Origin of the sequence: Streptomyces aurantiogriseus (assembly GCF_014649375.1) — a bacterium.
GTDB lineage: Bacteria > Actinomycetota > Actinomycetes > Streptomycetales > Streptomycetaceae > Streptomyces > Streptomyces aurantiogriseus.
Map to the genome: position 1 here is coordinate 78360 of NZ_BMSX01000005.1, position 26679 is coordinate 105038.

Below are 26679 nucleotides of genomic sequence, written 5' to 3' on the forward strand. Positions count from 1 at the left end.
TCCCCCACTCTCGGCTTCGCTCGAGCGGGGGGACCCCCATGAGCGGGGGGGACCCCCATCGCGGCGGAGCCGCATATCGATACAGCCCCGCGCCCCTTACGGGGCGCGGTACCGCGCCGGACTTCGCCAGAACCGCTGAGACGTCTCCCCCTTCGCCCAAGCCGATCCTCAACTCCCCGTCCCCTCCCGCTCTGCCGACGAACCGGCCGTGAAAGGAACCGACATGGCTGTCATTCACCCCACCGCCACCGAGGCGCTGCACGAACTGCTGTCCGACGGGATGACCCTGGCCGTAGGCGGGTTCGGCCTGAGCGGCATCCCCGACGACCTGATCGCGGCGGTCCGCGCATCGGGCGTCCGGGACCTCACCGTCATCTCCAACAACATGGGGGTGGACGGGATCGGCCTCGGCGTCCTCATCGAGGGCGGCCAGGTCCGCAAGGTCATCGCCTCCTACGTGGGTGAGAACAAGCTCTTCGCGCAGCAGTACCTCGACGGAGTGCTCGAGGTGGAGTTCAACCCCCAGGGCACCCTGGCCGAACGGCTCCGTGCGGGCGGCGCCGGGATCCCCGCCTTCTACACCCGCACGGGGGTGGGCACCGAGGTCGCGGCGGGCAAGCAGACCGAGGTCTTCGACGGAGTCGAGTACGTGCTCGAACGGGGCCTGGTCGCCGACCTCGCGCTGGTGCGGGCCCACCGCGCGGACACCGCCGGCAACCTCGTCTACCGCTACACCGCCCGCAACTTCAACCCGGTCGTCGCGACGGCCGGCCGGGTCACCGTGGCCGAGGTCGACGAGGTCGTCGACGAGGGTGAGATCCATCCCGACCACGTGGTCACGCCGAGCATCTACGTCCAGCGCGTCATACGGACGTCGAGCCGGTTCAAGCACATCGAGCAGCGCACCACGCGGCAGCGGGCCAAGACGTCCGCGTGAGCGCGTGCCGCACAAGCCGAGCAAGAAGAGCCGCGTGTGAAGAAGAGGAGTTGTCATGACATGGTCGCGTGACGAGATGGCCGCCATCGCCGCCTCCGAACTGAGAGACGGCGCCTATGTCAACCTCGGCATCGGCATCCCCACCCTGGTCGCCAACCACCTCCCCGAGGGCGTGAAGGTCACCCTCCAGAGTGAGAACGGTCTTCTGGGCATGGGCCCGTTCCCCTACGAGGGGGACGAGGACGCCGACTTGATCAACGCGGGCAAGCAGACCGTCACGGTGTTGCCCGGCGGCAGCATCTTCGACTCGGCCGCCTCCTTCGCGATGATCCGCGGCGGGCACGTCGACCTCACGATCCTGGGAGCCATGCAGGTGTCGGGCTCCGGAGACCTCGCCAACTGGAGCATCCCGGGATCCGTCGTCAAAGGCATGGGCGGAGCCATGGATCTGGTCGCGGGAGCACGCCGCGTGATCGCCCTGACGACCCACCTCGCCAAGGACGGCTCCTCCAAGATCGTCCGCAAGTGCACCCTCCCGCTGACCGGTGTCGGCGTCGTGGACCGTGTCATCACCGACCTCGCCGTCTTCGACGTCGTCGAGGGCGGCCTGGTGCTTGCCCGGACCGCCCCCGGGGTGACGGTCGACGAGCTCCGTGCCGTCACCGAGGCCGAGTTCACCGTCGGCTCCGCATACGAGGCGGCGGCATGACTCTCGCCCAGACCTTCGGAACCGACATCGTCATCTCCGGTTGGGGGCACACGCGCTTCGGCTCACTGCGTGACCAGTCCCTCGAAGACCTCGTCATCGCAGCCGCCGGCGACGCGATCGCCGCCGCGGGGATCGACGCCGGGGACGTCGACGAGATCTGGTTCGGCCAGTTCAACTCGGGCCTCTGGCCACTCGCCTTCGCCTCGTCCCTGGCACTCCAGATCTCCGACGACTTGTTCGGCGTACCCGCCACCCGGGTCGAGAACGCCTGCGCCTCCGGCTCGGCGGCCGTCCATGGCGGCGTCAAGTCCCTTCTCGCGGGCACCGCTCGGACCGTCCTGGTGATCGGCGCCGAGAAGATGTCCCACGCCCCGGCGGAGCAGGTCGGTGCCGCCCTGCTCGGGGCCGACTACGAGCTCGCCGGCCAGGAGTCCCGCACCGGTTTCGCCGGGCTGTTCGCCACGGTCGCCGAGGCCTATCAGGAGCGTTACGGCGGCCTGGACGACGTTCTCGGGCGGATCGCCGCGAAGAACCACCGCAACGGCCTGGCCAATCCGTGGGCTCACCTCCACAAGGAGCTCACCCCCGAGTACTGCGCGACGACCTCGCCCAAGAACCCCGTCGTCGCCGGTCCGTTGCGGCGCACCGACTGCTCGCCGGTCTCCGACGGCGCGGCGGCCCTCGTCCTCACGACCGCGCCGAGCCGCGGCGCGGCCCAGAGCCCCGTCCGGCTGATCGGCTTCGGCCAGGCGAACGACTTCCTGCCCGCCGACAAACGCGACCCCGTCGAGTTCGCCGGCAGCGCCGCAGCCTGGAACCGCGCGAAACGCATGGCCGGCGTGGAACTGGGTGACCTGGACCTGATCGAACTGCACGACTGCTTCACGATCGCCGAGTTGGTGATGTACGAGGTGCTCGGAATCGCACCTCGAGGGAAGGGGCGCGTCGCGCTCGACGAGGGCACCGTGTTCCGGGGCGGCAGTCTGCCGGTGAACCTCTCCGGCGGGTTGAAGAGCAAGGGCCACCCGGTCGGCGCCACCGGGGTCTCCCAGCACGTGATGGCGGCAATGCAACTGTCCGGCACCGCCGGTGACATGCAGCTGCCGGGAGCGCGTCGCGCCGCCGTGCACAACATGGGCGGGCTCGCGGTGGCCAACTACGTCAGCGTCCTGGAGGCGACCTGAGCCCGCCCCAGGCCCCCGAACACCTCATGGAGACACTCATGACCACTGTTGACACGTCAGTCACCAACACCACCGGACCGGCTTCCGCGCGCGACCTCGCGTATCTCTCGGGTTTCGGCAACCAGCACGTCACCGAAGCCGTCCCGGGGGCCCTCCCACAGGGCCGCAACAGCCCGCAGAAGGCACCGCTGGGCCTCTACGCCGAGCAGCTGAGCGGCACCTCGTTCACGGCGCCGCGCCAGGACAACCTTCGTACGTGGGTCTACCGCATCCGCCCCTCCGCCAAGCACTCCCCGTTCCAGCAGCTGGATGCCGGCAGCCTGGCCGCGAGCCCGATCGCGAACGCCGCCCCTGCCCCCAACCGCCTGCGGTGGGACCCCTACGAGTTCCCGGCCGAGCCGAAGACGTTCGTCGAGTCGCTGTTCACCATCGGCGGCAACGGCGATGTGCGCGCACAGTCGGGCGTCGCCATCCACATGTACGCCGCGGCCAGGTCGATGGACCGCGAGTACTTCGTCAACAGCGACGGCGAGATGCTGATCGTCCCGCAGCAGGGCGGTCTGCGCGTCGCCACGGAACTCGGCGTCCTCGCGGTCTCTCCCGGCGAGATCCTCGTCATTCCCCGCGGCCTCCGCTTCAAGGTGGAGCTGCCCGACGGCGTGGCCCGCGGATACATCCTGGAGAACTACGGCCAGATCTTCAGGCTGCCCGAGCTCGGCCCGATCGGCGCCAACGGCCTGGCCAACCACCGGGACTTCCAGTACCCGACGGCGGCCTTCGAGGACCGGGACGAGGAGGTACAGGTCTTCAACAAGTACCTCGGCAACCTGTGGGTCTCCGACTACGACCACTCCCCCCTCGACGTCGTCGGCTGGCACGGCAACCTCGCGCCCTACAAGTACAACCTCAGCAACTTCATGGTGATCGGCACGATCTCGTTCGACCACCCGGACCCGTCGATCTACACCGTGCTGACCTCGCCCAGCGGAATCCCCGGGACGGCGAACGCCGACTTCGCGATCTTCCCGGACCGCTGGCTCGTCGCCGAGAACACCTTCCGTCCGCCGTGGTTCCACCGCAACGTCATGAGCGAGTTCGTGGGACTCGTGCACGGCACCTACGACGCGAAGGCCGAAGGCTTCCTCCCCGGCGGCGCCAGCCTGCACAACTGCTTCGCCTCGCACGGCCCCGACCGTGAGACCTACGAGACCGCCAGCACGGCGGAGCTCAAGCCGCGCAAGATCGACAACGGGCTCACGTTCCTGTTCGAGACCCGACTGCCCATCATCCCGACCGCCGCCGCCCTCGCGCTGCCGACGCTTCAGGAGGACTACGACGCGGTCTGGAACGGCCTCCAGCGCCACTTCGAGGGCTGACACCGCCGTACAACACGTCGTCCGGCCCGCACCCCATGGCGGGCCGGAAGCGCTTGTGAAGCGACCAGATCCGGACGGACAGTCAGCGTCGCAGGCTGCCCGGCATTGTCAGTGACTCTCGCGCCACTTGTCGAACCCCTGCTTCCAGCGACCAGTAGGAGGGAACAGTCCCTCGACCGGATTCCCTTCCGCGATCCGCTCTGCCACCCAGGCGTCTTGTTTCTCTTGGTCGGCCGCGGCGTCGGCCACCTCTTCGACGAGGTGTGCCGGGATGACGACGACACCGTCGTCGTCTCCGACCACGATGTCCCCGGGCTGGACCGCCACTCCCCCGCACGTGATCGTTGTGTCCCTCTCCCAGGGGACATGGCGTCGGCCGAGGACCGCGGGGTGAACCGACTGGGTGAAGGTCGGAAGGCCGATGTCAGCGACAGCGACCGAGTCCCGAACGCCACCGTCGCTGACGATTCCGGAAGCGCCGAGCACCTTGGCGCGAAGGGCGAGAGCATCGCCGAACGTCCCCGTGGAGGGATCCTGGCGTGCCTCGATCACCAGCACGTCGCCGGCCCGGAGGTCGTCGAAGGCTTGTTTCTGGGCGTTGTAACCGGATCCGTACTCATCGGAGAGGTCAGGCCGGTAGGCGACGAAGCGGAGCGTTCGAGCAGGGCCGATGAGCTTGCTGCCCGGCAAGCGGGAGTGAACGCCGTCGATCGACATGTCCGGGTAGCCCCGCTGACGCAGTTCCGCGCTGATCGTGGCAACGGCAGTGTGCCTCAACTTGTCCCGCACTTCGGCGTCCAACGTGGCTCGGGTGCCCTTCGTGACTCGGTTTCCTCCGTTCACGACGTGCCTCCCCCCGTGTAGGCGGACATCAACCGCTCACTGCCCCGCGCCAGCAGGTCGACGTCGGCGCCGACGAGGATGAAGTCGGCACCCGCTTCGATGTAGCGCTGGGCGAGGGCGGGGGCGAACGCGTTCACTCCGGCCTTCCTTCCGGCACGCCTCGCGGCCGTGATGCAGGTGGTGACGGCGTGTATGACATCCGGGTGATCCTGTTGGCCCAACAACCCCATGGATGCCGCCAGATCGGACGGGCCGACGAAGACGCCGTCGATGCCGGGTGTAGTGGCGATCTCCGCGATGTTCTTCACCGCGGTGTCGGACTCGACCTGCACATACGCCGAGAGCGTTTCCCGGGCCTGTCCCAAGTAGTTCGGCACCCGGTTCCAGCGCGACCCGCGAGCCAGCGCGCTGCCGACCCCGCGGATCCCCTCCGGTGGATAGGTGACGGCTCGTGCCACCTCCCTGGCCTGCGCACCATCGTCGATCATCGGAATCAGCAAGTTCTGGACGCCGAGGTCGAGATACTGCTTGATCATGACCGGGTCGGCACTGGGGGGCCGTACCACCGGGGTGATCGGGTAGGCGTGGGTTGCTTGCAGCTGGCTCTGCAGCGTCATGAGGTCGCCGGGGCTGTGCTCCGTGTCGATGAGCAGCCAGTCGAGGCCACTGCCGGCGCAGATCTCGGCGACAAGGGGGCTGCCGCTGCATACCCACATCCCGATCAGTGTCCGGTCCGCGTCGGCGAGCACCGAAGCGAATGTCGGGTCTAGACGAAGCGACATGTGACCGCCCCCAGGTTCCCGTAGTCGGCATGGATCGTGTCACCGCGCTCGACCCACAGGGGACGGGTGAAGGATCCCGAGAGCACGATGTGGCCTGCGCTGAGCGTCGTGCCGTGCTGGAACAGCTTGTTCGCCAGCCACGCGACTCCGTTGGCGGGGTTGCCCAGCACGCCGGCGGCGAGGCCGGTCTCCTCGATGGTCTGGTTGCGGTAGAGGAGCGTGCCGACGCGCCGCAGGTCGATGTCGCCGACGGGCACGGGACGACCACCGACCACCATGGCTCCCATGGCCGCGTTGTCGCTGATCGTGTCGACGATTGTTCGTCCCGCGAGCTCGATGTGGGAGTTGAGGATCTCGATCGCCGGTACGACGTACTGGGTTGCGGCGAGAACGTCGAAGACCGTGCAGCGCGGTCCCGTGAGCGGCCGACTCAGCACGAAGGCCAGTTCGACTTCGACTCGCACGTTGGAGAAATTGTCGTGTGGGACGTCGGCACCGCTCTCAAGAACCATGTCGTCGAAGATGACGCCGTAGTCAGGCTCGGCGATGCCGGTCGCCTCCTGCATCACCCGGGACGTCAGGCCGATCTTGTGTCCGACAACGGTGTGACCTTCCTCTTCACGCCGCCGCGACCACAGCCTCTGCACGGCGTAGGCATCCTCAACCGTCATTCCCGGGTTGCGGGCCGTCAGCAGAGGCACCACCGTGCGGCTGTGACCCGCTTTGGCCAACTCGTCGGCGATCTCCTCGATGCGCGCATGTTCGAGCATGTACCCTCCCGCCAATCGTGAGGTAACATCATATACGATTGCAGATATGAAACCATGCATGACGCCAGCGAGTCAGGCGCGGACCGGGTCCACCGGCCCACCCTCAGTCGCTGCGATGACGAAAGGACGCTCTGGTGATCAACCCACTCCACGATCGGCCTTCGAAGATGGTGGCCGTCCACCTCAACTACCGAAGTCGCGCCGATCAGCGCGGCAGGACGCCCGCGTTCCCGTCGTACTTCCTCAAGGCGCCGTCAACCCTGGCGCCCTCCGATTCCGTGCTCGGCGTGCCCGCCGACTGTGAACTCCTGGCCTTCGAGGGAGAGATCGCCCTCATCATCGGAGCCGAAGCGCACCGCGTCAGCCGTGACACCGCCTGGCGACACGTCAGCGGGGTGACGGCGGCGAACGACTTCGGCCTGTACGACCTGCGCTATGCCGACCCCGGGTCGAACGTCCACTCCAAGGGCCTCGACGGATGCACCCCGATCGGCCCGGCCATACTGGACGCGGCACAGCTCGACCCTTCGAGCCTGCACCTCCAGACCTACGCGAACGGTCGGCTGGAGCAGGACGCGCGAGTCGCGGACGACATGCTGTTCGACTTCGCCTACTTGATCGCGGATCTGTCACGGTTCATGACGCTGCAGCCGGGTGACGTGATCCTGACCGGCACGCCAGCCGGCTCCTCCGTCGCACAGCCCGGGGATGTGGTCGAGGTCGAAGTGGCCGGCACTCACGTGAACGGAACTCGAACGTCGACCGGCCGCCTGCGCACGTCGATCGCCAAGGACGACTACCGCGTCGGATCGCTACTGCCGGCTCCACAGGCCGACGCAGCCGCGAAGGCGGCGGCATACGGGCACCCTGCCCCTCAGGCCACGGGCCCCACCCCGCGCGGGTAGCCGTCGCCCGCACTGCCGGATCGACACCATGTCCACCCAGAGAAGCCAAGGACTCACCCAGGTGACTGCGCCATACGAGGCCCCCGACACCATCAAACGGATGCTGTTCACCACGTGGGCGCTCTTGAACTCACTGACGCCCGAGCAGCGTGCCATCGCTTCTTATCCCATGTCCGATCCCCGACGCCTCGACTGGGACTTCATCCCGAAGCCCGATCGCACCGGGATCGCGATGTCGATGCTTCACGGCCACCAACGAACCCTGGCCCAGCACCTGCTGGCTTCGGGCCTGAGCACACGGGGCTACAGCCAAGCGCTGCAGATCATGGCCATGGAGAACATGCTGCGCGAAAAGGAGGTCCATGAGCGCGGCCTCGGCGTCATCGCAGGTGACTTCCGCGATCCCGACAACTATTCCTTCTCGTTCTTCGGCCGCCCCGGCTTCGAGGACACATGGGGCTGGCGAGTCCTCGGTCATCACCTCTCCCTGAGCTACACGATCATCGGTCAGCGCTACCTGACGGTCACACCGTGCAACATGGGTGCGCAGCCGGTTCCCTCGGGTGTCTTCCACCCGCTCAGGGACGACGAGGAACTCGCCTTCGAACTGCTGCACGGCATGTCGGACGCACACCGCAAGGCGACGGTGATCCACGACGTGGCTCCCGCCGACTACGTCACCCGGCAGGTGCCGCGCATCGGCCGCGTCGAGCTGCCCGACTACGTCGACCTGGGCATCCCCAGCTACCGCATCTCGGACGCGGATCGGGAGGCGCTCAAGTTCGAGGCCGACCGGCCGCGCGGGGTGGCGGCATGCGACCTGGACAGCCGGGGGTCCGCGTTGGTCAAGGACCTCATCCGGACCTACGTCGGCCGCATCCCCGACGAACTGGCCGACACCTATCTGCGCACGCTCGACGGTACGAACGACGACAAGATCTTCTTCTGTTGGGCGGGCGGGATCGAGCACGGAACGTCGCACTACTACCGGATCCAGACCGACACGTTGCTCATCGAGTTCGACAACGCGATCGACAGCGGCAATCACATCCACTCGGTCTGGCGGGACTATCACAACGACCTGGGACACACACTGCTGATCGACCATTACGAACAGTCGAAGAACAGCGATCACCATCTGTCCCGCCGGACTCGGTCCACCGTGCCCGCAGAGGGATGACATGCTGAGGAATGCCGGTGCCCCGCCCGGCCGGCTGTGCCCCTTGTACGTTCCAGACCCACCGGCAGGATGAACCGATGCCTTCCCCCGATGCACAACCGACTCGCCTGTCGAAGTCACAGCTGGTCTACCGCGCACTTCGCGAGCGCATCATGGACGGCACCTACAGCCCGGGGTACCGTCTGGTCCTCGAACAACTGGCTCGTGAGTTCTCCGTCAGCGCCGTCCCGGTACGCGAGGCGGTGCGGCTCCTGGAAGCCGAAGGCTACGTCACCTTCGAGCGGAACGTCGGCGCCCGGGTCGCGATCGACGAGACGCAGTACGAGACGGCGGCGGAAGCGCTGGCGGTGGTCGACGGTGCCGCCGTCGGGCTCAGTGGTCCGCACCTCACCGAGGACGACCTCGAGGCGGCCCGCGAGGTGAACGAGAAGATGCGCCGGAGCCGCGAATCCTTCGACCCGGTCAGCTTCGCCAGGCTGAACGGCGAGTTCCACGCCATCCTGCGCAGCAGGTGCCCGAACACCGACCTGCTGAACATGGTCGGCAAGCAGCTGCAACTCCTCGACCGGATCAGAAGGTCCCCCTTCGACTTCGTACCGGCACGCTCGCTCCAATCGGTCGAGGAGCACGAGGAGTTGCTGTCGCTCATCGAACGGGGTGCGGAACCGGACAAGGTCGAGCGCTACGCGCGGCAGCACAGGCTGAACACCTTGCAGGCGTTCATCGAGCAGCGCAGGCAAAGCGCCGAGTGAGTGCGCGCCCTACGCGCGGGCGGCGAGTGCCAGGAGGCGCCGTGCGCGTTCCAGGACGGGCCTGTCGACCATCTGGCCGCCGACAGTCGTGACGGAGTCACCGGCCTGGAGTACGGCGCGGGCCCAGTGCAGTTCGTCCGCGGTGGGGGCGAATCCGTCGGTCACGTACGGGAGCTGGTACGGGTGGACGCAGAGCTTGCCCGTGAAGCCCAGGCGTCGGGCGTGGGCGATGTCCGAGCCGAGGGCTTCCCTGTCCCGTACAGCGGTGGTGACGCCGTCGATCGGCGGGCTGATGCCCGCGGCGGCCGAGGAGAGGACCAGGCTGGAGCGGGCGTAGGTCAGTGCCGCGTGGTCGTCGTGGGCGACGCCGAGCTGGGCGGCGAGGTCGACGTTGCCGAAGGCCGCCCGGACGACACCGGGTGCCGCGCATACCTCGCGGGCCCGCCCGACGCCGAGGGCCGTCTCGATGAGCGGCACGAGGGCGCACCGTCCGGCCGTACGGGCGGAGAGTTCCGTGAGTACCGTCGGATCCTCGGCCTTGGGCACCATCACCGGGCAGCCGTGGTCGGCGGCCACGGCGAGGTCGCTCTCGGACCAGGGGGTGCCGGGCGGGTTGATCCGTACGACCGCCTGGTTGCCGAGGGCGAGCCAGGCGGCGGCGTTGTCCCGGGCGCGGTCCTTGTCCTCGGGGGCGACGGCGTCCTCCAGGTCGATGACGACCAGGTCGGCACCGGAGGAAGCCGCCTTGTCGAAGCGGTCGGGCCGGTGTCCCGGGACGAACAGGAGGCTGGTCGCGGTGGCGATCCGGTCGTGGGGCGCGGTCATGCGAAGGTCACCTCGGCCGTGGCGTGCCGGTGTTCCCGGTGGGTGGCGACGTGCAGCTCGGCGCCGCCGCCCGCGGGAGTGCCGCAGGCGATGAGGTGTTCGCCGGCGAACACCGGCCGCCGGAGCCGGTAGGACAGTGAGCGCCACGGCCGGTCGGGGGCATGGCGTCGGGGCAGCTCGAGCATGAGCAGGGCGAGCAGGGGGCCGTGGACGACGACTCCGGGGTAGCCCTCCTCGTCCCGGCAGTACGGGGCGTCGTAGTGGATGCGGTGGGCGTTCGCGGTCAGGGCGCTGAACCGGAACAGCAGGGCGGGATCCGTGCGCAGCGGAAGCTGCCACGGGCTGTCGGGGTGGGGGAAGGCGGATTCGTCGAGGGCGGCCGGGTGCTGTCCCGCCGTGCGCCCGGACCGGTAGACCATGTCCTGTTCCTCCACCAGGCAGACACGGCCGTGCTGGCGGAACTCACGGCGTTCGGTGACGAACAGCATCTCCGGTGCGGCCCTGCTTGGCGGTCACCGCGCCGAGGCTGCTGGTCCGCTCGGCCGGCTCGCCCAGGAGCAGCGGCCGGGCGATCTCGCAGCGGCCGCCCGCCCACATGCGCTGCCGCTGCGGGACGGGCGGCAGGAAGTGGCCGTCGAGGGGGTGGCCGTCGGCGCCGAGATCCCGCCCGGCGGGCCAGCTGAGGAAGTACAGCCAGTGCCACAGCGGGGGGGGGGAGCGGATCCCCGGCCTTCGCGACCGGGTCGGGCAGGTTCAGGACCGCCGAGAGGGCGGCCACCGGCCCGGTGGGCAGGGGGTCTTCGTCGGTGACCGGCCCGGGAGTCCAGGACTCCAGGTATGAGGCGAGTGAGGGCGGAGTGGGCTGCATCGTCCGTGTGTCCTTCTGTGCGTCTGTCCTTCTGTCCCTGTCGGCCGCCGCAGGTTCTCTCAGCGCAGGACGAAGGGGTTGCCGGCGGGCGCGCCGGTGTTGATCCAGACGGTCTTGTCCTCCAGGTAGGAGGTGAGGGCGACGATGCCGTTCTCGTGTCCGATGCCGGAGTCCTTGAAGCCGCCGAAGGAAGCCAGGTAGCTGACCGCGCCGTAGGTGTTGACCCAGACGGTGCCGGAGCGGATGCGGTCGGCCATGCGGAAGGCACGGGAGATGTCGCTCGTCCACACGCCGGCCCCGAGGCCGTAGCGGCTGTCGTTGGCGATCTCCACCGCCTCGTCCTCGTCCTTGAAGGGGATGACGGACAGGACGGGGCCGAAGATCTCTTCCTGGGCGATGCGCATGCCGTTGCTCACGCCGGTGAAGACGGTGGGTTCGACGAACCAGCCGCCCCGGTCGGCGGCCTTGCCGCCGAGGACGAGTCGGGCGCCCTCCTGCCGGGCGATCTCGATGTAGTCGAGGACCTTGGCGTACTGGGTGGGGGTGGTGATGGGGCCGACCTGGGTGGCCTCGTCCATGGGATCGCCCATGCGCGCGGTGCCCGCCAACTCCACGAGCCCGCCCACCACTTCGTCGTGCGCACTCTCCTGCACCAGTAGCCGGGAACCGGCGATGCAGGTCTGCCCGGTGGCGGCGAAGATGCCGGAGACGGCGCCGTTGACCGCGGCGTCGAGGTCGGCGTCGGCGAAGACGATGTTGGGGGACTTGCCGCCGAGTTCGAGGCTGACGTGCTTGAAGTCGCCGGCGGCTCCGGGGTCGGCTGCACCTCGGCGCGGGCCCGCTCCAGCTCGTTCAGGGCGCGCTGGGCCCGGTCGACCATGATCGCCCCGGCCTCGGTGGGCCGCATGCCCGTCCTTGTCCGTTCGCAGAGAGGGGCGCCCAGCTCCTGCTCCAGGGTGCGGATCTGCCGGGTGACCGCGGGCTGCACCAGGCGCAGCAGCTCCGCGGCGCGCGTGACGCTGCCCACCTCGGCGACCGTGACGATCGCCTTGAGCTGCTTGATGTCCAAGACGTTCTCCCTTCCGCCGCCATCCGAGCCACGCATGGGGGCATCACGATCGGCAACTACCTGGCCGATATGGCGACTTCACTGACCGCGGCGCGGCAACTCACCCTGTACGCGGCACGGGAGGCGGACGAGGGCCGCCGCGTGGACATGGAGGCGGGCATGAGCAAACTCTTCGCCTCCGAGACCGCGATGCAGATCGCGCTCAACGCCGTTCGCATCCACGGCGGTTACGGCTACTCCACCGAGTTCGACGTCGAACGGTACTTCCGCGACGCCCCGTTGATGATCGTCGGCGAGGGCACGAACGAGATCCAGCGCAACGTCATCGCGAGCCAGCTCGTCAAGCGCGGAGGGCTGGACGGCTGACGCAGCGGGTCTTCGAGAGAACAGACCTGTGATCCGCCACGGCAGCCCGTCAGATGCTTGACACCTGTAGAGACGCATTGAAATATTTACGTACGGTCATTTAAACATGTCTCAATGAGGCCTACGAGGCCTCTGAGGCCGTCTACTCCAGGGGGGACCCGTCGTCGGGACGACGGCCGGCCCCGAGGATTCCCGAGCAGGATCACCCAGCTTCCATGTGATCGAAAGTTGGCCCCATGACATCCGCATCCGCAAAGTACGGTTCCGCCTTCACCGAAGGCATCGCCCAAGCCGACGGCCACCCCATTCGATACTTCCGCGCTGGTGACGGCGACACCCTCGTCGTCATCCACAGCGCCGCCGGCTTCCGCTTCTCCCCCATGCTGGACCGCCTCGCCGAGAAGTACGACGTCATCCTGTTCGCGCTACCCGGATGGGGCGACGAGCCCGACGACGGCCGCGACCGAACACTCAGCGAACTGGCCGACACCGTCTACCAGGCGACCCAGGACCTCGGACTGAAAAGCTTCCACCTGCTCGGAAGCACGCTCGGCGGCGACGTTGCCCTCAACATCGCCCTCGATCACCCAGAACGGGTGGCCTCACTGGTCCTCGAGGCACCCGGTACCTTCCGCGAAGGTGTCGACCCTTCATCACAGGCGGACGTCACGCCTGAGGAAGCCCTGCGCAAGGTTCGCGTCCACCCCGAGCGGCCCCCGGTCTTCGAACCGCCTCACCCCGAATCCCAGGCTCGGATGTTCGCGTTGATCTCCAGGCTCGAGGGAGCGAACCCCGACTACTCGCAGCAGATCACCGAACGTCTGCCTGGAAGCTCCGTTCGCACCCTTGTGGTGTTCGGCGACAAGGACGGCTTCATACCGCCCCAGAACGGACGCACTTTCGCCCGTCTCATGCCCGACTGCAGCTTCGTCCTCCTTCACGATGCCGCGCACGACGTGCAGGGCGACCGCGCCGAGGATCTGGCCGCCCTCATCGCGGACTTCCTCGCTCGCGGATCGGACTTCCAGCTTCCCCCGGACGCCACCCTCGTCACCCCGTGAGTCACGCCATAGCGCCATGAAAGTGGGCGGTTAGTTCGGGATCCCGAACTAACCGCCCACTTCGGCGCACGGCCCCGGGCGCTCCAGTGACATCGCGCCGGACACGCGACGCACCGTCACGCGCGATCAGAAAAGGCGACGCCCGCACGTCGAGTACGGAACGTCGCCAGTCCTGTCACTGATCAGGCCGCCACTTCATGGACGGGCGCTGTCACAGACCGGGAGGCAGGACAAGTGCCGTTCCCATCCACTGCAGCTCCGGCGGCGCGCCGATGAGTTCATGACCGATGTCCGGCAGCTGGCTGCGGCTGATCACCGCGTGCTGACAACCGGACATGGCGTCGCGGATGACGCGCTGAAGCGTTCCGGCGCGCAGTGCGGTGCCTCCGCCCTTGTTGAACGCCCACAGGGCGAGATCCCGACAGATGTCGTGCATGTGCACGCTGGCGCCGGCGAGCAGAGTGGTCTGCCGACGGCTGAGGGGCTCCCCACGTGCCACCGTGGCGTCCATCTCGGCGAAGACTTCGGCCCCGAATGCGCGAGCGGAGCGGTAGGCCAGTTCGAAGTCCGCGTACTCGGTGCGGAAAACCGGGTTGTCCGCGAGCCGGGTCGCTCCCGGCTTGGGTTCACGGCTCGCGAAGGCGGCGATCTCGTCGAGGAGTCGACGGGTGGTGCCGGACGCCCACGTCTGGCGCCCGAGATGAACCACTGCCAGCAGGCCGGCTGCGGTGTCGCCAAACAGCGGGACGGCATGGTGATCCGGAACGAAGTAGTCGGTCACGGTGAAGTCGACGGAGCCGGTGCCGCGGAGCCCGATCGTGTCCCAGTTGCCCCGGAGGGTGGTCGCCGAGGCCGGTACGAGGAACATGAACGGAGGGCCGGGGACGGGCTGGTCGCCATCGAAGACCAGGGAGTTGCAGAGCACATAGTCCGCGTTCGGAAGCCCGCTGCAGTACGAGTAGGAAGCGGTGAGCCGGTAGCCGCCCTCGACCCGGACGGCGCGTCCGCTGGGGTAGGCGGTCGCGGAGAAGTTCGGCACCCCGTCGGCCAGAAGTGATTTCTCGACGGCTTTGTCGAAGAACGCCGTGAGGTAGCCGACGCCCGCGAAGATTCCTCCTGTCCAGCTGATCGACCCGTCGATGTAGGCGAAGCGTTCGAGGACCTGGGCTGAGTCGCTGGGAGTCAACGCCAGGCCACCCAGGTCCTTGCTGACATACATCCAGCTGAGGCCACTGTCTCGCAGCAACTCCATCGTGCGATCCGTGAGCATGCCTGCGTCGTCACACGCCGGGCCTTCGACCTGGAGCGCGTCGGCACTCGCGTCCAGGGCGGCGAGCAGCCGGTCGCGGCCGGCGGCGGAGTCGGCGCCGGCAACGTCAGACAGGTCAGAAATGGTGGTCATAGGAACCTCGATCCGTGGGAACGGCGCTGTGTTCGGCTCGGCCGAACCTTTCTGTCATGCGATCTGAGACACGTGCCCGGCCGGTGTCCCGGCGGGCGAATCCCCGGGCCGGGCAGGAGATCCGCCAGGCCATCAAGGGGGCGGAGGACCAAGCCCTACGAGGGCAGCAGCACCAACCGCCCCCGCACCCCGCCCTCCGCGAACCGGGCGTGCGCCTTGACCGCGTCCTCCAGGACGTAGGTCCCGGCCACCCGAGGGGTCAGCGCCCCCTCGTCCGCGAGCCGGACCAGCTCGGCCAGACTCGCCCCGTCGGCGTTCACCTCGATGGCGCTGGTCCGCACGCCACGCTCCGCCGGCGGCAGCAGGGGCGGCAGGAGACCGACGTAGGCGCCGCCGTCCCGCACCCATGCGAGGGCCTGCTCACCGAGGACCGCCGCGTCGAGAACCGCGTCGACGCTCTTCGGCTCCCCGCTCGTGACGTGCGCCGCCCCGAGCGACCGTACGAACTCCTCGTCACCTTCCCGCGCCTGCCCCGTCACCACGAGCCCGCGGCGGGCGGCGAGTTGCACGGCGTACGCGCCGACCGCGCCCGCGGCGCCGGTCACCAGGAGCGACTGCCCCTCCGTCAACTCCAGGAGGTCCAGGGCCTGGAGCGCGGTCAGTGTGTTCAGCGGCAGAGTCGCGGCGTGCGCCGAGTCCACCGTCGTGGGCGCCTTGGCGACGGCGTCCGCGGGTACGACGACGTATTCGGCATGGGTGCCCAGCGGCTTGACCAGGCCGAAGAGGAGCGCCACGACGTTGTCGCCGACGTTCCAGCCGCTCTGCTCGCCGACCGCGTCGATCGTCCCGGCGACGTCCCAGCCGAGCCCTATCTGCTGCCCCTCTCCCCCGTAGACCCCGGACCGCGCCGCGACGTCGCACGGGTTCAGCGCGGCCGCGGCCACCTTGATCCGCACTTCTCGCGCCGTCGGCTCCGGAACGTCGGTGTCCACGATCTCCACGGCCTCGGGTCCGCCGAAGCTGTTCACTACTGCAGCACGCATGGCATGTCTCCTGAACTCATTGATCATTTACCTGAAGGTCGGCGGTGTTCGTGGGGTGCTGCCAGGCCCGGAGTTCGGGCAGGACGTGTTCGGCGAACAAGTCCATGGAGCGGCGGACCGCGGCCGTGTCCATGAACACCTGGCGGAAGGACAGGGCGAGGTTCGTGTTACGCGCCGACCGGACCCGCTTGAGCAGGGATTCCGCCACCTGGTCGGGCGTGCCGACGTGGTACGGGATCGGTGAGTTGGCGGCCCAGTCGCGCAGTGGGGCGGGTTCGGGCACGTCGAGTCTGCCGCCGGTGAATTCCAGGCCGACCCATTCATGGCCGGCGAGGAAGGTGAGCCAGTGGTGGACTCCGCGGGCGGCCTCGGCCCACGCCCGGTCCTCGTCGTCGGCGACGTGCACCATGGACAGGAGCCCTGACCCGTGGTCGGCGGGGTTGTGCCCGTGGGCGCGCAGCTCGCTGTCGAACAGTTCCATGAGCTGCGGACCGAACGCGGAGGCGCCGGCGATGTTCAGTCCTCGGCGCGCGACACGCTTCACTCCGACGGGACCGCTGGCGGCGACCCAGACGGGCAGCCTCTCCTGCAGCGGTTTGGTGGTCATCCGCACGTCGGGGAAGGTGAAGTACTTGCCCTCGTGGCTGAACTCGTCCTCGGTGAAGCACTTGAGGATGATGTCCAGCCCCTCGTAGAGGCGGCCGAAACGTTCGGCTGCGTCGACGTCGTAGGAGCGGAACTCCTCGTAGAACGACCCGGCGCCGACCGTGAGTTCGAATCGGCCCCCGGAGAGGATGTCGAGTACCGCGGCGTCCTCGGCGACCCGGAGCGGATGGTGGTAGGGCAGCACGGTCACATGGGTGCCGATGCGGATCCGGCTGGTCCGTTGGGCCACCGCGGCCAGCACCGGGAACAGTCCGGGCGTCGCCTGGTCCCAGGCGAAGTGGTGTTCGCCGGCCCAGGCGTGGGTGAATCCGAGCCGCTCGGCGTGGACGACATCGTCGATGTGGTCCTGGTAGACCTGCTGCAGGCTGCGCTGTTCCTCGGGGTGACGGCGGATGTTGAACAGAAAACCGACGTCCATGGCGGTTCTCCTTCCGTAACGCGTTACTCCGTCACGTGGTGGGGTGCTGGTGTGCGTAGTGCTGGCGCAGCAGGTCCTTGCCGTAGTCGCCGCCGTTGGGGGTGCGCACGATGGTGTGCACGTGGTACGGCTCCGGTTCGTCGTTGTCGAGGAAGATGCCGGCGTGGTTGTCGTACTCGATCAGCACGACCGGACTGTGCACCCGGTAGTAGAAGGGCGCGCCGGGCTCCCACGTCCCGATCCATCCCAGGTGGGTGTCGTCGAGGAAGCGCTCGATCTGGTTGCGGCGGTGCGCACGAGGCTCTCGGGGCAGGGTCTCCAGATAGGGGTCGGTGAGCGACAACAGCAGCTCCCGCTGGCCCGGGGTCAGCCGGTCGCCCTCCAACCCGACATAGGGGAGCACACGGTTGTCCCGGCCCGCTGCCGCGCGGTGGCGGCCGTCCACGATGCCGGACAGTTCGGGGGGAAGGTCCGCGGACAGCATCGAGCCGTACAGCAGGGCCCGGTCGCGCTGCGCCGCGCTCAGGGAGTCCATGAACTCCCGGGCGCGCTCGCGATGGTCGGAGAACACGGCCTCACCGCCGAACTCCACGCCGAGGAAGGTCGGTGTGAGCACCAACTGGCCGCCGATGAAGAGCGCGTGAAGATCGATGTGGTGACCCGCCAGCTGCCAGCCCCACGGCTGCTTGAGCGACGGCTCGCCGAACAGGGTGAACCGGTAGCAGTACTCGGTGAGTGTGTCCGGGTACTTGCCGACGAACTTGCCCAGTTCGGCGTTGAGACGCATCGCCTCGCGCAGCAGCTCGTAGCCTTCGGGGCTGATGGTGGCTTCGATCACCGACAGCGCCGCGTCACGCGCGGTCCCGGGCAACTCCTGCAACAGAAGGCCGTGTTCGGGGAACGTCAGAAACGCGTTGGACCACATCCGCCATTCGGTGGCGTCGACCGGCAGCACGCCAAGCGCCTGTTGCGCTGCCGTGAGCTGATCCAGATAACCCCGTGCGTTGTGCACCGCCTGCTCGGTCGGGGCACCCTCGTCGGCCAGGGTGAAGAGGTCGGTCAGGGGCTGCCCGTCGGTCGTGATCCCCACGAAGGGATCGTCGGCGGTCTCCGCCACCGGCGGCAGCTCCGCGCCCGCGACGAGCTTCATGATCGCAGCCACACCGGCGTCGTCGGAGAAGTCCACCGCGCCCCGCTTCAACGCCAGGCGCTCCGGGCGCGGCCGGTACCCACCGTGCAGATCGGTCATGACCGCCGCGCTCCGATCTCCTCGAAGACGGACTGCGGGCCGGTGGCGTCGTCGCCGTTGGCGCTGAAGTCCACACCGCTGTCCCAGGGCTTCACCGGCTCCGGCGCGGGTGAGAGAACCGAGATGTGCTTCTCTGCCACCGTGCCCGCGTTGTACTGCCGGTGCGGTACGCCGGCGGGCAGCACCACCAGCGTGCGGGGGCCGACGACATGCTTCTCCAGAGCGACCTCGACGGTCAGTTCCCCCTCCAGCACCAGGTAGTACTGGTCGAAGGCGTGGATGTGGGTGCCCGGCCCGGCCCCGCCGGGAGCGACTTCCATGTAGTTGACGACGGTGTGCCGCGCGCCGGTCGCGGGGCCGGCCAGAGCGACCATCTTGAGACCCGGCATCGGCTCGTCCAGGGTGTCGGGATCGACTCGCCGGGTGTAGCCGGGGTGGTCGGTGCGGTGGGAGGCCGGTACGTCGTCGGGAGAGTCCACCATGTACGCCAGCTGAGCCATCGGCCCGGGAGCGGGGATCAGCATCTCGAAGTGGGTCTCGGCGCCCGGCCCGTCGTTCCAGTTGCGGTGTGCCAGCCCCGCCGGGATGAACACGAGGGTGCCGGCACTGATGTGCTGGACCTCGTGCCCCAGCTGGACGTTCATGGTTCCCTCGACCAGGTAGTAAAGCTGGTCGACGTGGTGGTAGTGCAGACCGGGGCCACATCCGCCTTCCTCGATGTGGCTGTTGATCAGGATCGCGCTCTCCAGATGGGAGAGGAACTGCGCGCGGTAGCCGGGGAACCCCGTGTCGATGGCCTGGTCCGGGTCGAAGGGGCGGATGTACTGCATGCGGGTCGGCGGTGTGACGGGCGACATCGGCCTACTCCTGCGTCTTGGTGTGGTTCTGGTTCTCGTGGTGTGCGCGGCTTATCGGGAGAAGGCGGCCACGACGTCCTGGGTGGTGACGTTCTCGCCCAGCAGCGTGAAGGTGTCCAGGGCGGCCTGGTGCGCCTCGTCGTTGGCCGCCGAGCACGCGTCGGAGACGATGAGGCTGCGGTAGCCGTGGTTGACCGCCTCGCGGGCGGTGCCCTGGACGGAGTGGTCGGTGGCGACCCCGGAGAGGACGACGGTGTCGATGCCCTTCCCGCGCAGGATCCCGTCGAGGTCGGTGCCGTGGAAGCCGGTGAGGCGGGTGTGGGTGATGACCAACTCGCCGGGCTCGGGGCTGAGTTCCTCGATGAGATCAGCGCCGCGCGTTCCGTCGACGAGGGCCTTGCGCTCTTCCACCAGGGCCAGCAGAGGGCAGTTGATGATCAGATCGGTGTAGCCGGGCCGGAAGGCCGTCCGGATGTGGATCACGGAGGCTCCCGCCGCTCGGGCCGCCCGGGTGAACAGCCCGTTCTTGGCGATGACGCCGTGCCGCTGCACGCCCTCCGCGAAGAACGGTCCGAAAGCACCCTCGGGCGTCACGATGTCGTACTGCCAATGGATGTTGATCACGGCGGTACGGGCTGGATCGAACTCGGTCATGGTGTCCTCCGACTGGCAGGCCCGCGGGCGTCCGATTGACCGCTGAGCAACCATGTTTCAGATCGCAACACGACAGATCTCAACTGTCAATAGAAATGTTTATTCTCAAGTTAGACATGTCTATGTTACGTTCACATTGGCTCCCCAAGGACGTCGCCGGACGGTTCGCGCATGGCTGCGGTACCTGCGGTCCGGCCGCCGAGAGCCGATCCAGGAGGCTCCCACTCGAATTGGGCCGCAGCAGGGAACTGTTCGCCGCCGAGGTGCTGCCTGCCGTGCGCGCCTTCAGCGACGACCTGGTCCCCGCCTGACCGGAAAAGGACACCCACAATGGCATGGACATCATCGCCGGCCTCACAGAGCCGCTCTGCCGGGAGCAAGGCGCCCCTGGAAGCCACCCGTTTCCGCGAGGTCCTCTCCGCGGTGCCCACCAGCGTTGTCGTGGTGACCGCCATGGACCGCGGCGAGCCGGTCGGGCTGGCCGTCGGCAGCTTCCTCGCGGTGTCGTTGAATCCACCACTGGTCGGGTTTCTGCCCGCGGCGACGTCGACCAGCTTCCCACGGATACGACAGGCCGGCGCCTTCTGCGCGAACGTGCTGACCGTGAACCAGCAGCACGTTTCCCAGGCGTTCGCCACGAGTGGCGCCGACAAGTTCGCCGGCCTGTCCTGGCGTCCGGCACCGGTGACCGGCTCGCCGGTGCTGGAGGGAGTGGCGGCGTGGATCGACTGCCGGATCACGACCCTGCACGAGGCCGGGGACCACTTCATCGTCATCGGTGAGGTCGCCGACCTCGATGCGGTACCGGGGGAGATACCGCTGGTGTTCCACCGTCGCCGCTATACGGCCGCCGCCGGGCCGGCCGCGGCTTGAACGCCCTGAACCTCGCCGGACGTTGGGTGCGTCGGTCGCGGCTGACAGCGCGTCGCGGCTCACAGTGCAGGGAGAATCGCAGATGTTCGTCCGTATCACCGATGACCCCGACCGGCCGGTCTCACGGGAGGACTCCGACGACTCAGGGCGGTTCCACGTCGAAGTCGTCGGCCTCGACACGGCGCGGTTGCGCGCCGCGGTCGAAGAGCACGGGCTCGGGCGGACACCTGACGCGGATCACGTCCGCACGCATGGCAAGAGCGCCTGATCAGGCCGCGACTCGGCGTGACTCGTCCCGCTCGCTTCCGGCCAGGAATCCATGAGGAGAAGCACCGATGAAGCTGCTCACGTATCGCATCGGCGACAAGGTGTCGTTCGGCGTCCTCGCGGCCGACGGCGTCATCGACGGCGCCGAGACACTCGGCGGAGAGGCCACCTCGATCCGAGAACTCCTGGAACGCGATCTCACGGGCCGACTGGAGCGGCTCAGCGCGGGCCGCGAGGCCACCCACTCGCTGGCCGAGATCGAGTACCTCCCGCCGGTCCCGGACCCGGCGAAGATCCTTTGTGTGGGCGTCAACTACGTCGACCACCGCGAGGAGACGGGGCACGTCGACAAGCCCGAGCACCCCACCGTCTTCAGCCGCTTCGCCGACACCCAGGTCGGACACGAACAGCCCGTAGTCCATCCGCCGAACACGAGGCAGCTGGACTACGAGGGAGAGGTCGCGATCGTCATCGGACGTCATGTGTCGGTGATCGAGACGGACGCCGACGCACGGGCGGCGATCGCGGGACTGTCGTGCTACAACGACCTGAGCGCACGGGACTGGCAGTTGCACAACAGCCAGTGGCTGCCCGGCAAGAACTTCCGCGGCGTCGGTTCCTTCGGTCCGTACCTGGTCACGATGGACGAGTTCGACGACCTCGGATCGGTACGGCTCACCACCCGGGTCAACGGCGAGCTGCGGCAGGACGCCACACTGGACCAACTCGTCTTCGATTTCACGGCGATTCTGGGGTATGTCACCGGGTTCACCTCCCTGGCTCCCGGCGACGTGATCGCCACCGGAACTCCGGGCGGTATCGGACTGGCCGCGAACCCGCCGCGTCTCCTTGCGCCCGGCGACGTGACCGAGATCGAGGTGTCGGGGGTCGGGATCCTCCGGAACGAGGTCGTGGCAGCGCGGGAGGACTCGCGGTGAACCGCGGCCAAGGTGATCAGCGAGCGGAGCGGCATTCTGCGACTGCCGCGCGCCAGCACGGCAGTCGTTCCGTCTCCGACCGTCCCGCCTGACCCATCGCCAAAGGACCATATGGCGCGAGGCCTGCCGCCCGGCACATCTGAGGACAACCTCGACCGGGTGACATCTCTCTTCAGCGGTATTGAAACCTCAGTAGCCCCGGAGGGCCTCAGGTGAACACATACCAAGACCTGCCGTGGCTGGCCCACTACCGCCCAGGTCAGCCGGCCAGTATCGAGCCCGAGCACCACACCATGCTCGAGTTGTTCCGCGCGTCCGTCGCGCGCGCACCCGATCAGGTCGCGCTCCGCTACTTCGACGGCGAGGTCACCACCGGCCGACTCGACCAGGCGTCCGACGCGCTCGCGCTGGTCCTCCTGGAGAGCGGTTTCCAGCGCGGCGACCGGCTGGCCGTCTACGTGCAGAACGATCCGGGCTTCGTCATCGGTCTGCTCGGGGCGTGGAAGGCCGGCGGCGCCGCGGTCGCCATCAACCCGATGAACAAGGCCCGGGAACTGGAGTACCTGCTCGCCGACTCCGGCGCGAAGGCACTTCTTTGCCTGGACAGCCTGTACCGGGATATCGCGCGGGATGTCATCGCCGCCGGGCGGACGAGCGTCGAAACGGTGATCACCACCTCCGAACTGGACTGGCAGGCCCGCAACGACGAACGAGTGCTGCAGACACCACGCCTGCCCGCCGCCGACGGCACGCTCGACCTGCTGTCACTCATCGAGGTCCATGACGGACGCCGCCCCGGCGTGGTGCCCCCGCAACCGGATGACATCGCGGTGCTGACCTACACGTCGGGGACCACCGGCCGGTCCAAGGGCGCGATGAACACCCACCTCACGATGGTGTACGGCTGCTACAACTTCCGCGAGTGGCTCGGCCTCACCTCGGCCGACAGTGTGCTCGGCATCGCCCCGCTGTTCCACATCACCGGTCTGGTCGGCCATGTCGGTCTGTCGCTGCTGCTGGCCTGCCCGCTTGTGCTCACCCATCGTTTCCATCCCGCGGTCATGCTGGACGCGCTGCGCGAACACCGCCCGACCTTCACAGTCGCCGCGATCACCGCGCTCACCCGGCTCGCCGAAGAGTCGAACAAGCCGGCAGAGGACTTCTCGTCGTTGCGGATCGTGTACTCCGGTGGCGCGCCGATCGCGCCCGCCGTCAATGACGCCTTCCAGGCCAAGACCGGGATCTACATCCACAACATCTACGGGCTGACCGAGACCAACTCGCCGACCCACGGGACACCACTCGGCGCCAAGGCGCCGGTCGACCCGACGTCGGGTGCGCTGTCCATCGGGGTGCCGCTGTTCGGCACCGTCGCCCGCGTCCTGGACGACGACGGCGAGGAATGCGTGGTCGGCGCGGTCGGCGAGATCGCGATCAGCGGCCCCCAGGTGGTCCCCGGTTACTGGAATCGGCCCGAGGAAACCGCGGCGGCCTTTCCCGGCGGCGAACTGCGCACCGGCGACGTGGGCTTCATGGACGCGGACGGCTGGTTCTACCTCGTCGACCGCAAGAAGGACATGATCAACGCCTCCGGGTACAAGGTGTGGCCACGAGAAGTCGAGGATCTGCTGTACACCCACCCGGCGATCCGGGAGGTGGCCGTGGTGGGAGTCCCCGACTCCTACCGCGGCGAGACCGTCAAAGCCTTCGTCTCGCTGCAGCCCGGCGCGACGGCGGCGCCGGAAGAACTCATCCGGTACGCCAAGGACAACATGGCGGCCTACAAGTACCCCCGCCTCGTCGAGATCGTCGACGAGCTCCCCAAGACCGCGACGGGAAAGATCCTGCGGCGGCAACTCCGCGACAGCCCACCACAGGCAGGCACGGGCCCTGAGCCCGCCGACAAGAGGACGTGACAGAGCAACCATGGACTTCACGGAGACCGAGAAGATCCGGGATCTCAAGCTACGGGCCACCCGATTCCTGGACGAGTTCGTCATCCCCGCGGAACCGGTCTACGCGCAGCAGAAGACCGAGATCGGGCCGTGGGACACCCCGCCGGTCATGGCCGAGCTCAAGAAGGCCGCCCGTGACCGTGGTCTGTGGAACCTCTTCCTTCCCGGAGAGCGGGGCGCCGGCCTGACCAACCTCGAGTACGCGCATGTCGCCGAGATCACCGGCCGCAGCCCGTGGATCATGCCGGAAGCGCTGAACTGCTCCGCGCCCGACACCGGCAACATGGAGATCCTCGCGCAGTTCGCCACGCCGTCCGTTCGCAAGCGGTGGCTCGAGCCCCTGCTCGACGGTGAGATCCGCTCCGTCTACTCGATGACCGAGCCCCAGGTCGCCAGTTCCGACGCGAACAACATCGATACCCGGATCACCGAGGACGAAGACGGGTTCCGGATCAACGGCCGCAAATGGTGGTCCAGCGGTGCGATGAGCCCCGCCTGCAAGGTCGCCATCGTGATGGGCCGCTCGAACCCGGGCGGAGAACGCCATCGCACCCACAGCATGGTCGTGGTCCCGCTCGACACTCCCGGAGTGGAAGTCCTGCGATCGACCAGTGTGTTCGGATACTCCGACAGCGGTCACGGCGGTCACGCCGAGATCGTCTACGACGACGTCCGGGTCCCTCGGGGGAACCTCCTGGGCGAGCTGCACGGCGGTTTCGCGATCGCCCAGGCGCGCCTCGGCCCCGGCCGGATCCACCACGCCATGCGCCTGGTCGGCATGGCGGAACGTGCCTTCGACCTGATGTGCACCCGAGCCCACGAGCGCATCCCCTTCGGTCAACCGCTCGCCGAGCAGGGCATCTTCCAGGACTGGGTGGCGGAAGCACGCATACGTATCGAGACGACCCGCCTGCTGGTGCTGAAGACGGCCTGGCTGATGGACACCGTCGGCAACCGCGGCGCGGCGATCGAGATCTCGGGCATCAAGGTGGCCGCACCGCGGATGGCGACCTGGGTCATCGACCACGCGATCCAGGCTCACGGCGGCGGTGGCGTGAGCCAGGACTTTCCCCTCGCCGAGCTCTACGCCCAGGCGCGGATGCTGCGTATCGCGGACGGGCCCGACGAGGTCCACAAGATGTCCCTCGCGCGCCGCGAACTCCGCCGGTTCGCGCCGAATACCCCGTGAGTCGGACCTTGACACTTCACCCGTTCTCAGGAGAGAGCTCGCGATGAACCTGTCGTTCGACTTCACCGGCCAGTCCGTGATCGTGACCGGCGGTGCGCGAGGTATCGGTCTCGAACTCGGCCGATTCTTCGCGGACTCCGGTGCCGACGTCTTCCTCATCGACTACGACGGCGAGGAAGTCCGCAAGGCCGCGGCCGAGGTCGGAGCACGAGCCATCCCCGGTGACGTCAGCAGCACCGCGGACATCGACCAGGCCGTCGAGCAGGTCATCGCCGAGACCGGCCGGATCGACATCATCGTCAACAACGCCGGAATCCTGCGCGACAAGGTCCTGTGGAAGCTCACGGACGACGACTGGGAGAGCGTCCTGGCCGTCCACGCCGGCGGCACCTTCCGACTGACCCGCGCCTGCGTTCCGCACTTCCGCGCCCGGGGCTACGGCCGCGTCGTCAACGTCACCTCCTACACGGGCCTGCACGGCAACACCGGTCAGGCGAACTACGCCACCGCCAAGGCGGGCATCATCGGGTTCACCAGGACCGCGGCCAAGGAACTGGCCCGGTTCGGAGTCACCGTCAACGCGATCTCCCCCAACGCCGAGACCCGGATGGTCGCCTCCATCCCGGAGGACAAGAAGGCCGAACTGGCCTCAGGCATCCCGCTGGGCAGGTTCGGCGACGCTTCCGAGATGTGCGCCGCGGTGGGCTTCCTCGCCTCCCAGGAAGCGGGATACGTCACCGGCGTCGTACTGCCTGTCGACGGCGGGATCTCGATCTGATCAGGAGGCGCGTTCGATGTTCAGGGGAACCGACCGGATGGACTGTGCGCCCTGAAGAATCCGGTTGATCTCCGTCGCGCCGACGTGGATCACTTTGAGGACCGCCTCCCGTGCACGTTTCTCATCGCGGGCCGCCATAGCGTCCAAAAGGACGTTGCGCCAGCGGACGTAAGCGGGGTCCAGGAAATTATCATCATGCAGCAGTCCGAAACTGAGAACTCGTTCCATATGCGTCGCCAAGGGCAGCACCATTTCCGTCATTACCGGATTGCCGCAAATCTGGACGAGGTAACGGATCGGGGCTGCCTTCAAATCAGGCTTGACTTCAGTCGCGGGACGTCCCGGCGCCGACCTGATCACCTTTTCACCCAACGTGGCGATCTGCTCGTCAGTGGCGTTGCGGATGATCAACACCACCAGCGACGGGGCGGTCAGTTCGAAGGCTTCGAGGATGTCCTGGACGCTCTGCAGCGTCATCGGCGTGACCTGCCAGCCCTTGCGCTTCACCGGGCGGACGAACCCGGCCGCCTCCAGGCGCTGCAGCGCCTGCATCGTCGGCGTCCGGCCCAGGCCGAGCGACTCCGCGAGCTCGGACGCCTTGATCCATGCCCCCGGCGCCAGTTCGCAGCTCACGATGGCCTCGCGGAGCGTCTCATAGGCCTTGTCGCTCATCGGCCGCGCCTTGCTCTGCCTGTCGTCCCCCTTCATCATCATGGCGGTATTATAAGCGAAGATCCGTGTACACGGGACGGACTCCGCAGCC

General features: G+C 68.0%; 28 protein-coding genes and 2 pseudogenes. 15 read left to right on the forward strand and 15 right to left on the reverse strand.

All coding sequences use genetic code 11. From position 1 onward, the window contains the following. Positions 1 to 223 precede the first annotated feature (223 nt). From IE263_RS12710 to hmgA, 4 genes are read left to right on the forward strand one after another with little or no spacing between them, the layout of a single operon-like run. On the forward strand, positions 224 to 937 hold the full coding sequence (locus IE263_RS12710) for a CoA transferase subunit A (RefSeq protein ID WP_189935532.1): 714 nt from the start codon (positions 224 to 226) through the stop codon (positions 935 to 937). A 55-nt stretch (positions 938 to 992) separates the two neighbouring features. After that, complete coding sequence (locus IE263_RS12715; RefSeq protein WP_189935533.1) at positions 993 to 1646, forward strand: CoA transferase subunit B; 654 nt, start codon at positions 993 to 995, stop codon at positions 1644 to 1646. After that, positions 1643 to 2830 (forward strand): thiolase domain-containing protein, encoded by a 1188-nt coding sequence (locus IE263_RS12720; protein ID WP_189935535.1) that lies wholly within the window; start codon positions 1643 to 1645, stop codon positions 2828 to 2830. Before IE263_RS12715 ends, IE263_RS12720 begins: the two co-directional genes overlap by 4 nt. Before the next feature lie 38 nt (positions 2831 to 2868). After that, positions 2869 to 4206 carry a homogentisate 1,2-dioxygenase gene (hmgA, locus tag IE263_RS12725; protein ID WP_189935537.1) on the forward strand — a complete coding sequence of 446 codons (1338 nt, stop codon included), beginning with the start codon at positions 2869 to 2871 and terminating at the stop codon, positions 4204 to 4206. 108 nt (positions 4207 to 4314) lie between these two features. Here the strand turns inward: hmgA and IE263_RS12730 are convergent, their stop codons facing one another. Genes IE263_RS12730 through IE263_RS12740 form a run of 3 tightly spaced genes read right to left on the reverse strand, consistent with a single transcriptional unit; the run spans position 4315 to position 6601 of the window. Next, positions 4315 to 5007 carry an RraA family protein gene (locus tag IE263_RS12730; RefSeq protein WP_229910942.1) on the reverse strand — a complete coding sequence of 231 codons (693 nt, stop codon included), beginning with the start codon at positions 5005 to 5007 and terminating at the stop codon, positions 4315 to 4317. A gap of 38 nt (positions 5008 to 5045) precedes the next feature. Next, a complete protein-coding gene (locus IE263_RS12735) occupies positions 5046 to 5798 on the reverse strand; it encodes an HpcH/HpaI aldolase family protein (protein WP_229910943.1) in 753 nt (250 codons plus the stop codon). 17 nt (positions 5799 to 5815) lie between these two features. Next, entirely contained in the window at positions 5816 to 6601 is a 786-nt protein-coding gene (locus tag IE263_RS12740; protein WP_189935543.1) for a 2-keto-4-pentenoate hydratase, read from the reverse strand. Positions 6602 to 6735: 134 nt separating this feature from the next. On the opposite strand from IE263_RS12740, the gene IE263_RS12745 reads away from it, so the two are divergent. The 3 genes from IE263_RS12745 (at position 6736) to IE263_RS12755 (ending at position 9438) form a co-directional block, all read left to right on the forward strand. Beyond that, positions 6736 to 7506, forward strand: a complete 771-nt coding sequence (locus IE263_RS12745) for a fumarylacetoacetate hydrolase family protein (RefSeq protein WP_229910944.1) — start codon at positions 6736 to 6738, stop codon at positions 7504 to 7506. Between the two features lie 61 nt (positions 7507 to 7567). Further along, the gene (locus IE263_RS12750; RefSeq protein ID WP_189935545.1) at positions 7568 to 8686 is read left to right on the forward strand and encodes a DUF3500 domain-containing protein; all 1119 of its coding nucleotides are present in this window, start codon (positions 7568 to 7570) and stop codon (positions 8684 to 8686) included. 77 nt (positions 8687 to 8763) lie between these two features. Next, entirely contained in the window at positions 8764 to 9438 is a 675-nt protein-coding gene (locus IE263_RS12755) for a GntR family transcriptional regulator (RefSeq protein ID WP_189935547.1), read from the forward strand. Positions 9439 to 9447: 9 nt separating this feature from the next. Here the strand turns inward: IE263_RS12755 and IE263_RS12760 are convergent, their stop codons facing one another. The 5 genes and pseudogenes from IE263_RS12760 to IE263_RS48420 all read right to left on the reverse strand — a co-directional run. Further along, positions 9448 to 10263 carry an HpcH/HpaI aldolase/citrate lyase family protein gene (locus tag IE263_RS12760; RefSeq protein WP_189935549.1) on the reverse strand — a complete coding sequence of 272 codons (816 nt, stop codon included), beginning with the start codon at positions 10261 to 10263 and terminating at the stop codon, positions 9448 to 9450. Continuing rightward, on the reverse strand, positions 10260 to 10751 hold the full coding sequence (locus IE263_RS48415) for an HTD2 family dehydratase (protein WP_229910945.1): 492 nt from the start codon (positions 10749 to 10751) through the stop codon (positions 10260 to 10262). Before IE263_RS48415 ends, IE263_RS12760 begins: the two co-directional genes overlap by 4 nt. Continuing rightward, complete coding sequence (locus IE263_RS50395; protein WP_506005094.1) at positions 10726 to 10986, reverse strand: hypothetical protein; 261 nt, start codon at positions 10984 to 10986, stop codon at positions 10726 to 10728. Before IE263_RS50395 ends, IE263_RS48415 begins: the two co-directional genes overlap by 26 nt. 204 nt (positions 10987 to 11190) lie before the next feature. Beyond that, on the reverse strand, positions 11191 to 12060 hold the full coding sequence (locus tag IE263_RS12770; RefSeq protein ID WP_189936265.1) for an aldehyde dehydrogenase family protein: 870 nt from the start codon (positions 12058 to 12060) through the stop codon (positions 11191 to 11193). Beyond that, positions 12030 to 12236: pseudogene (locus IE263_RS48420) on the reverse strand (LysR family transcriptional regulator); the annotation flags it as partial. The gene IE263_RS12770 and the pseudogene IE263_RS48420, both read right to left, overlap by 31 nt. A 9-nt stretch (positions 12237 to 12245) precedes the next feature. On the opposite strand from IE263_RS48420, the pseudogene IE263_RS12780 reads away from it, so the two are divergent. Together IE263_RS12780 and IE263_RS12785 are read left to right on the forward strand one after the other, a co-directional pair. After that, positions 12246 to 12566: pseudogene (locus IE263_RS12780) on the forward strand (acyl-CoA dehydrogenase family protein); the annotation flags it as partial. Positions 12567 to 12802: 236 nt separating this feature from the next. Further along, positions 12803 to 13627, forward strand: coding sequence for an alpha/beta fold hydrolase (locus IE263_RS12785; protein ID WP_189935551.1), 825 nt, complete (start codon positions 12803 to 12805; stop codon positions 13625 to 13627). Between the two features lie 211 nt (positions 13628 to 13838). Here the strand turns inward: IE263_RS12785 and IE263_RS12790 are convergent, their stop codons facing one another. The 6 genes from IE263_RS12790 to IE263_RS12815 all read right to left on the reverse strand — a co-directional run bounded on the left by IE263_RS12790 (position 13839) and on the right by IE263_RS12815 (position 19916). Then, on the reverse strand, positions 13839 to 15029 hold the full coding sequence (locus IE263_RS12790; protein ID WP_189935553.1) for an acyl-CoA dehydrogenase family protein: 1191 nt from the start codon (positions 15027 to 15029) through the stop codon (positions 13839 to 13841). A gap of 155 nt (positions 15030 to 15184) precedes the next feature. Continuing rightward, a complete protein-coding gene (locus tag IE263_RS12795) occupies positions 15185 to 16072 on the reverse strand; it encodes an NADP-dependent oxidoreductase (RefSeq protein WP_189935555.1) in 888 nt (295 codons plus the stop codon). 16 nt (positions 16073 to 16088) lie between these two features. Then, a complete protein-coding gene (locus IE263_RS12800) occupies positions 16089 to 17156 on the reverse strand; it encodes an LLM class flavin-dependent oxidoreductase (RefSeq protein WP_189935557.1) in 1068 nt (355 codons plus the stop codon). Positions 17157 to 17187: 31 nt separating this feature from the next. Continuing rightward, complete coding sequence (locus tag IE263_RS12805) at positions 17188 to 18405, reverse strand: DUF3500 domain-containing protein (protein ID WP_189935559.1); 1218 nt, start codon at positions 18403 to 18405, stop codon at positions 17188 to 17190. Next, the gene (locus IE263_RS12810; RefSeq protein ID WP_189935561.1) at positions 18402 to 19262 is read right to left on the reverse strand and encodes a cupin domain-containing protein; all 861 of its coding nucleotides are present in this window, start codon (positions 19260 to 19262) and stop codon (positions 18402 to 18404) included. Before IE263_RS12810 ends, IE263_RS12805 begins: the two co-directional genes overlap by 4 nt. Before the next feature lie 51 nt (positions 19263 to 19313). Next, positions 19314 to 19916, reverse strand: a complete 603-nt coding sequence (locus IE263_RS12815; protein ID WP_189935563.1) for a cysteine hydrolase family protein — start codon at positions 19914 to 19916, stop codon at positions 19314 to 19316. Between the two features lie 330 nt (positions 19917 to 20246). Between IE263_RS12815 and IE263_RS12820 the strand changes: the two genes are divergently transcribed. The 6 genes from IE263_RS12820 (at position 20247) to IE263_RS12845 (ending at position 25916) form a co-directional block, all read left to right on the forward strand. Beyond that, the gene (locus IE263_RS12820) at positions 20247 to 20789 is read left to right on the forward strand and encodes a flavin reductase family protein (RefSeq protein WP_189935565.1); all 543 of its coding nucleotides are present in this window, start codon (positions 20247 to 20249) and stop codon (positions 20787 to 20789) included. An 82-nt stretch (positions 20790 to 20871) separates the two neighbouring features. Next, the gene (locus IE263_RS12825; protein ID WP_189935566.1) at positions 20872 to 21057 is read left to right on the forward strand and encodes a hypothetical protein; all 186 of its coding nucleotides are present in this window, start codon (positions 20872 to 20874) and stop codon (positions 21055 to 21057) included. 67 nt (positions 21058 to 21124) lie between these two features. Then, a complete protein-coding gene (locus tag IE263_RS12830) occupies positions 21125 to 21994 on the forward strand; it encodes a fumarylacetoacetate hydrolase family protein (RefSeq protein WP_189935568.1) in 870 nt (289 codons plus the stop codon). 212 nt (positions 21995 to 22206) lie between these two features. Next, positions 22207 to 23910 (forward strand): class I adenylate-forming enzyme family protein, encoded by a 1704-nt coding sequence (locus IE263_RS12835; RefSeq protein WP_229910946.1) that lies wholly within the window; start codon positions 22207 to 22209, stop codon positions 23908 to 23910. Positions 23911 to 23920: 10 nt separating this feature from the next. Next, positions 23921 to 25138 (forward strand): acyl-CoA dehydrogenase family protein, encoded by a 1218-nt coding sequence (locus IE263_RS12840; protein ID WP_189935570.1) that lies wholly within the window; start codon positions 23921 to 23923, stop codon positions 25136 to 25138. 43 nt (positions 25139 to 25181) lie between these two features. After that, entirely contained in the window at positions 25182 to 25916 is a 735-nt protein-coding gene (locus tag IE263_RS12845) for an SDR family NAD(P)-dependent oxidoreductase (protein ID WP_189935572.1), read from the forward strand. On the opposite strand, the gene IE263_RS12850 is transcribed toward IE263_RS12845, so the two are convergent. Continuing rightward, positions 25917 to 26630: a GntR family transcriptional regulator gene (locus tag IE263_RS12850; protein WP_189935574.1), complete on the reverse strand. Its 714-nt coding sequence runs from the start codon at positions 26628 to 26630 to the stop codon at positions 25917 to 25919. Positions 26631 to 26679 lie beyond the last annotated feature (49 nt).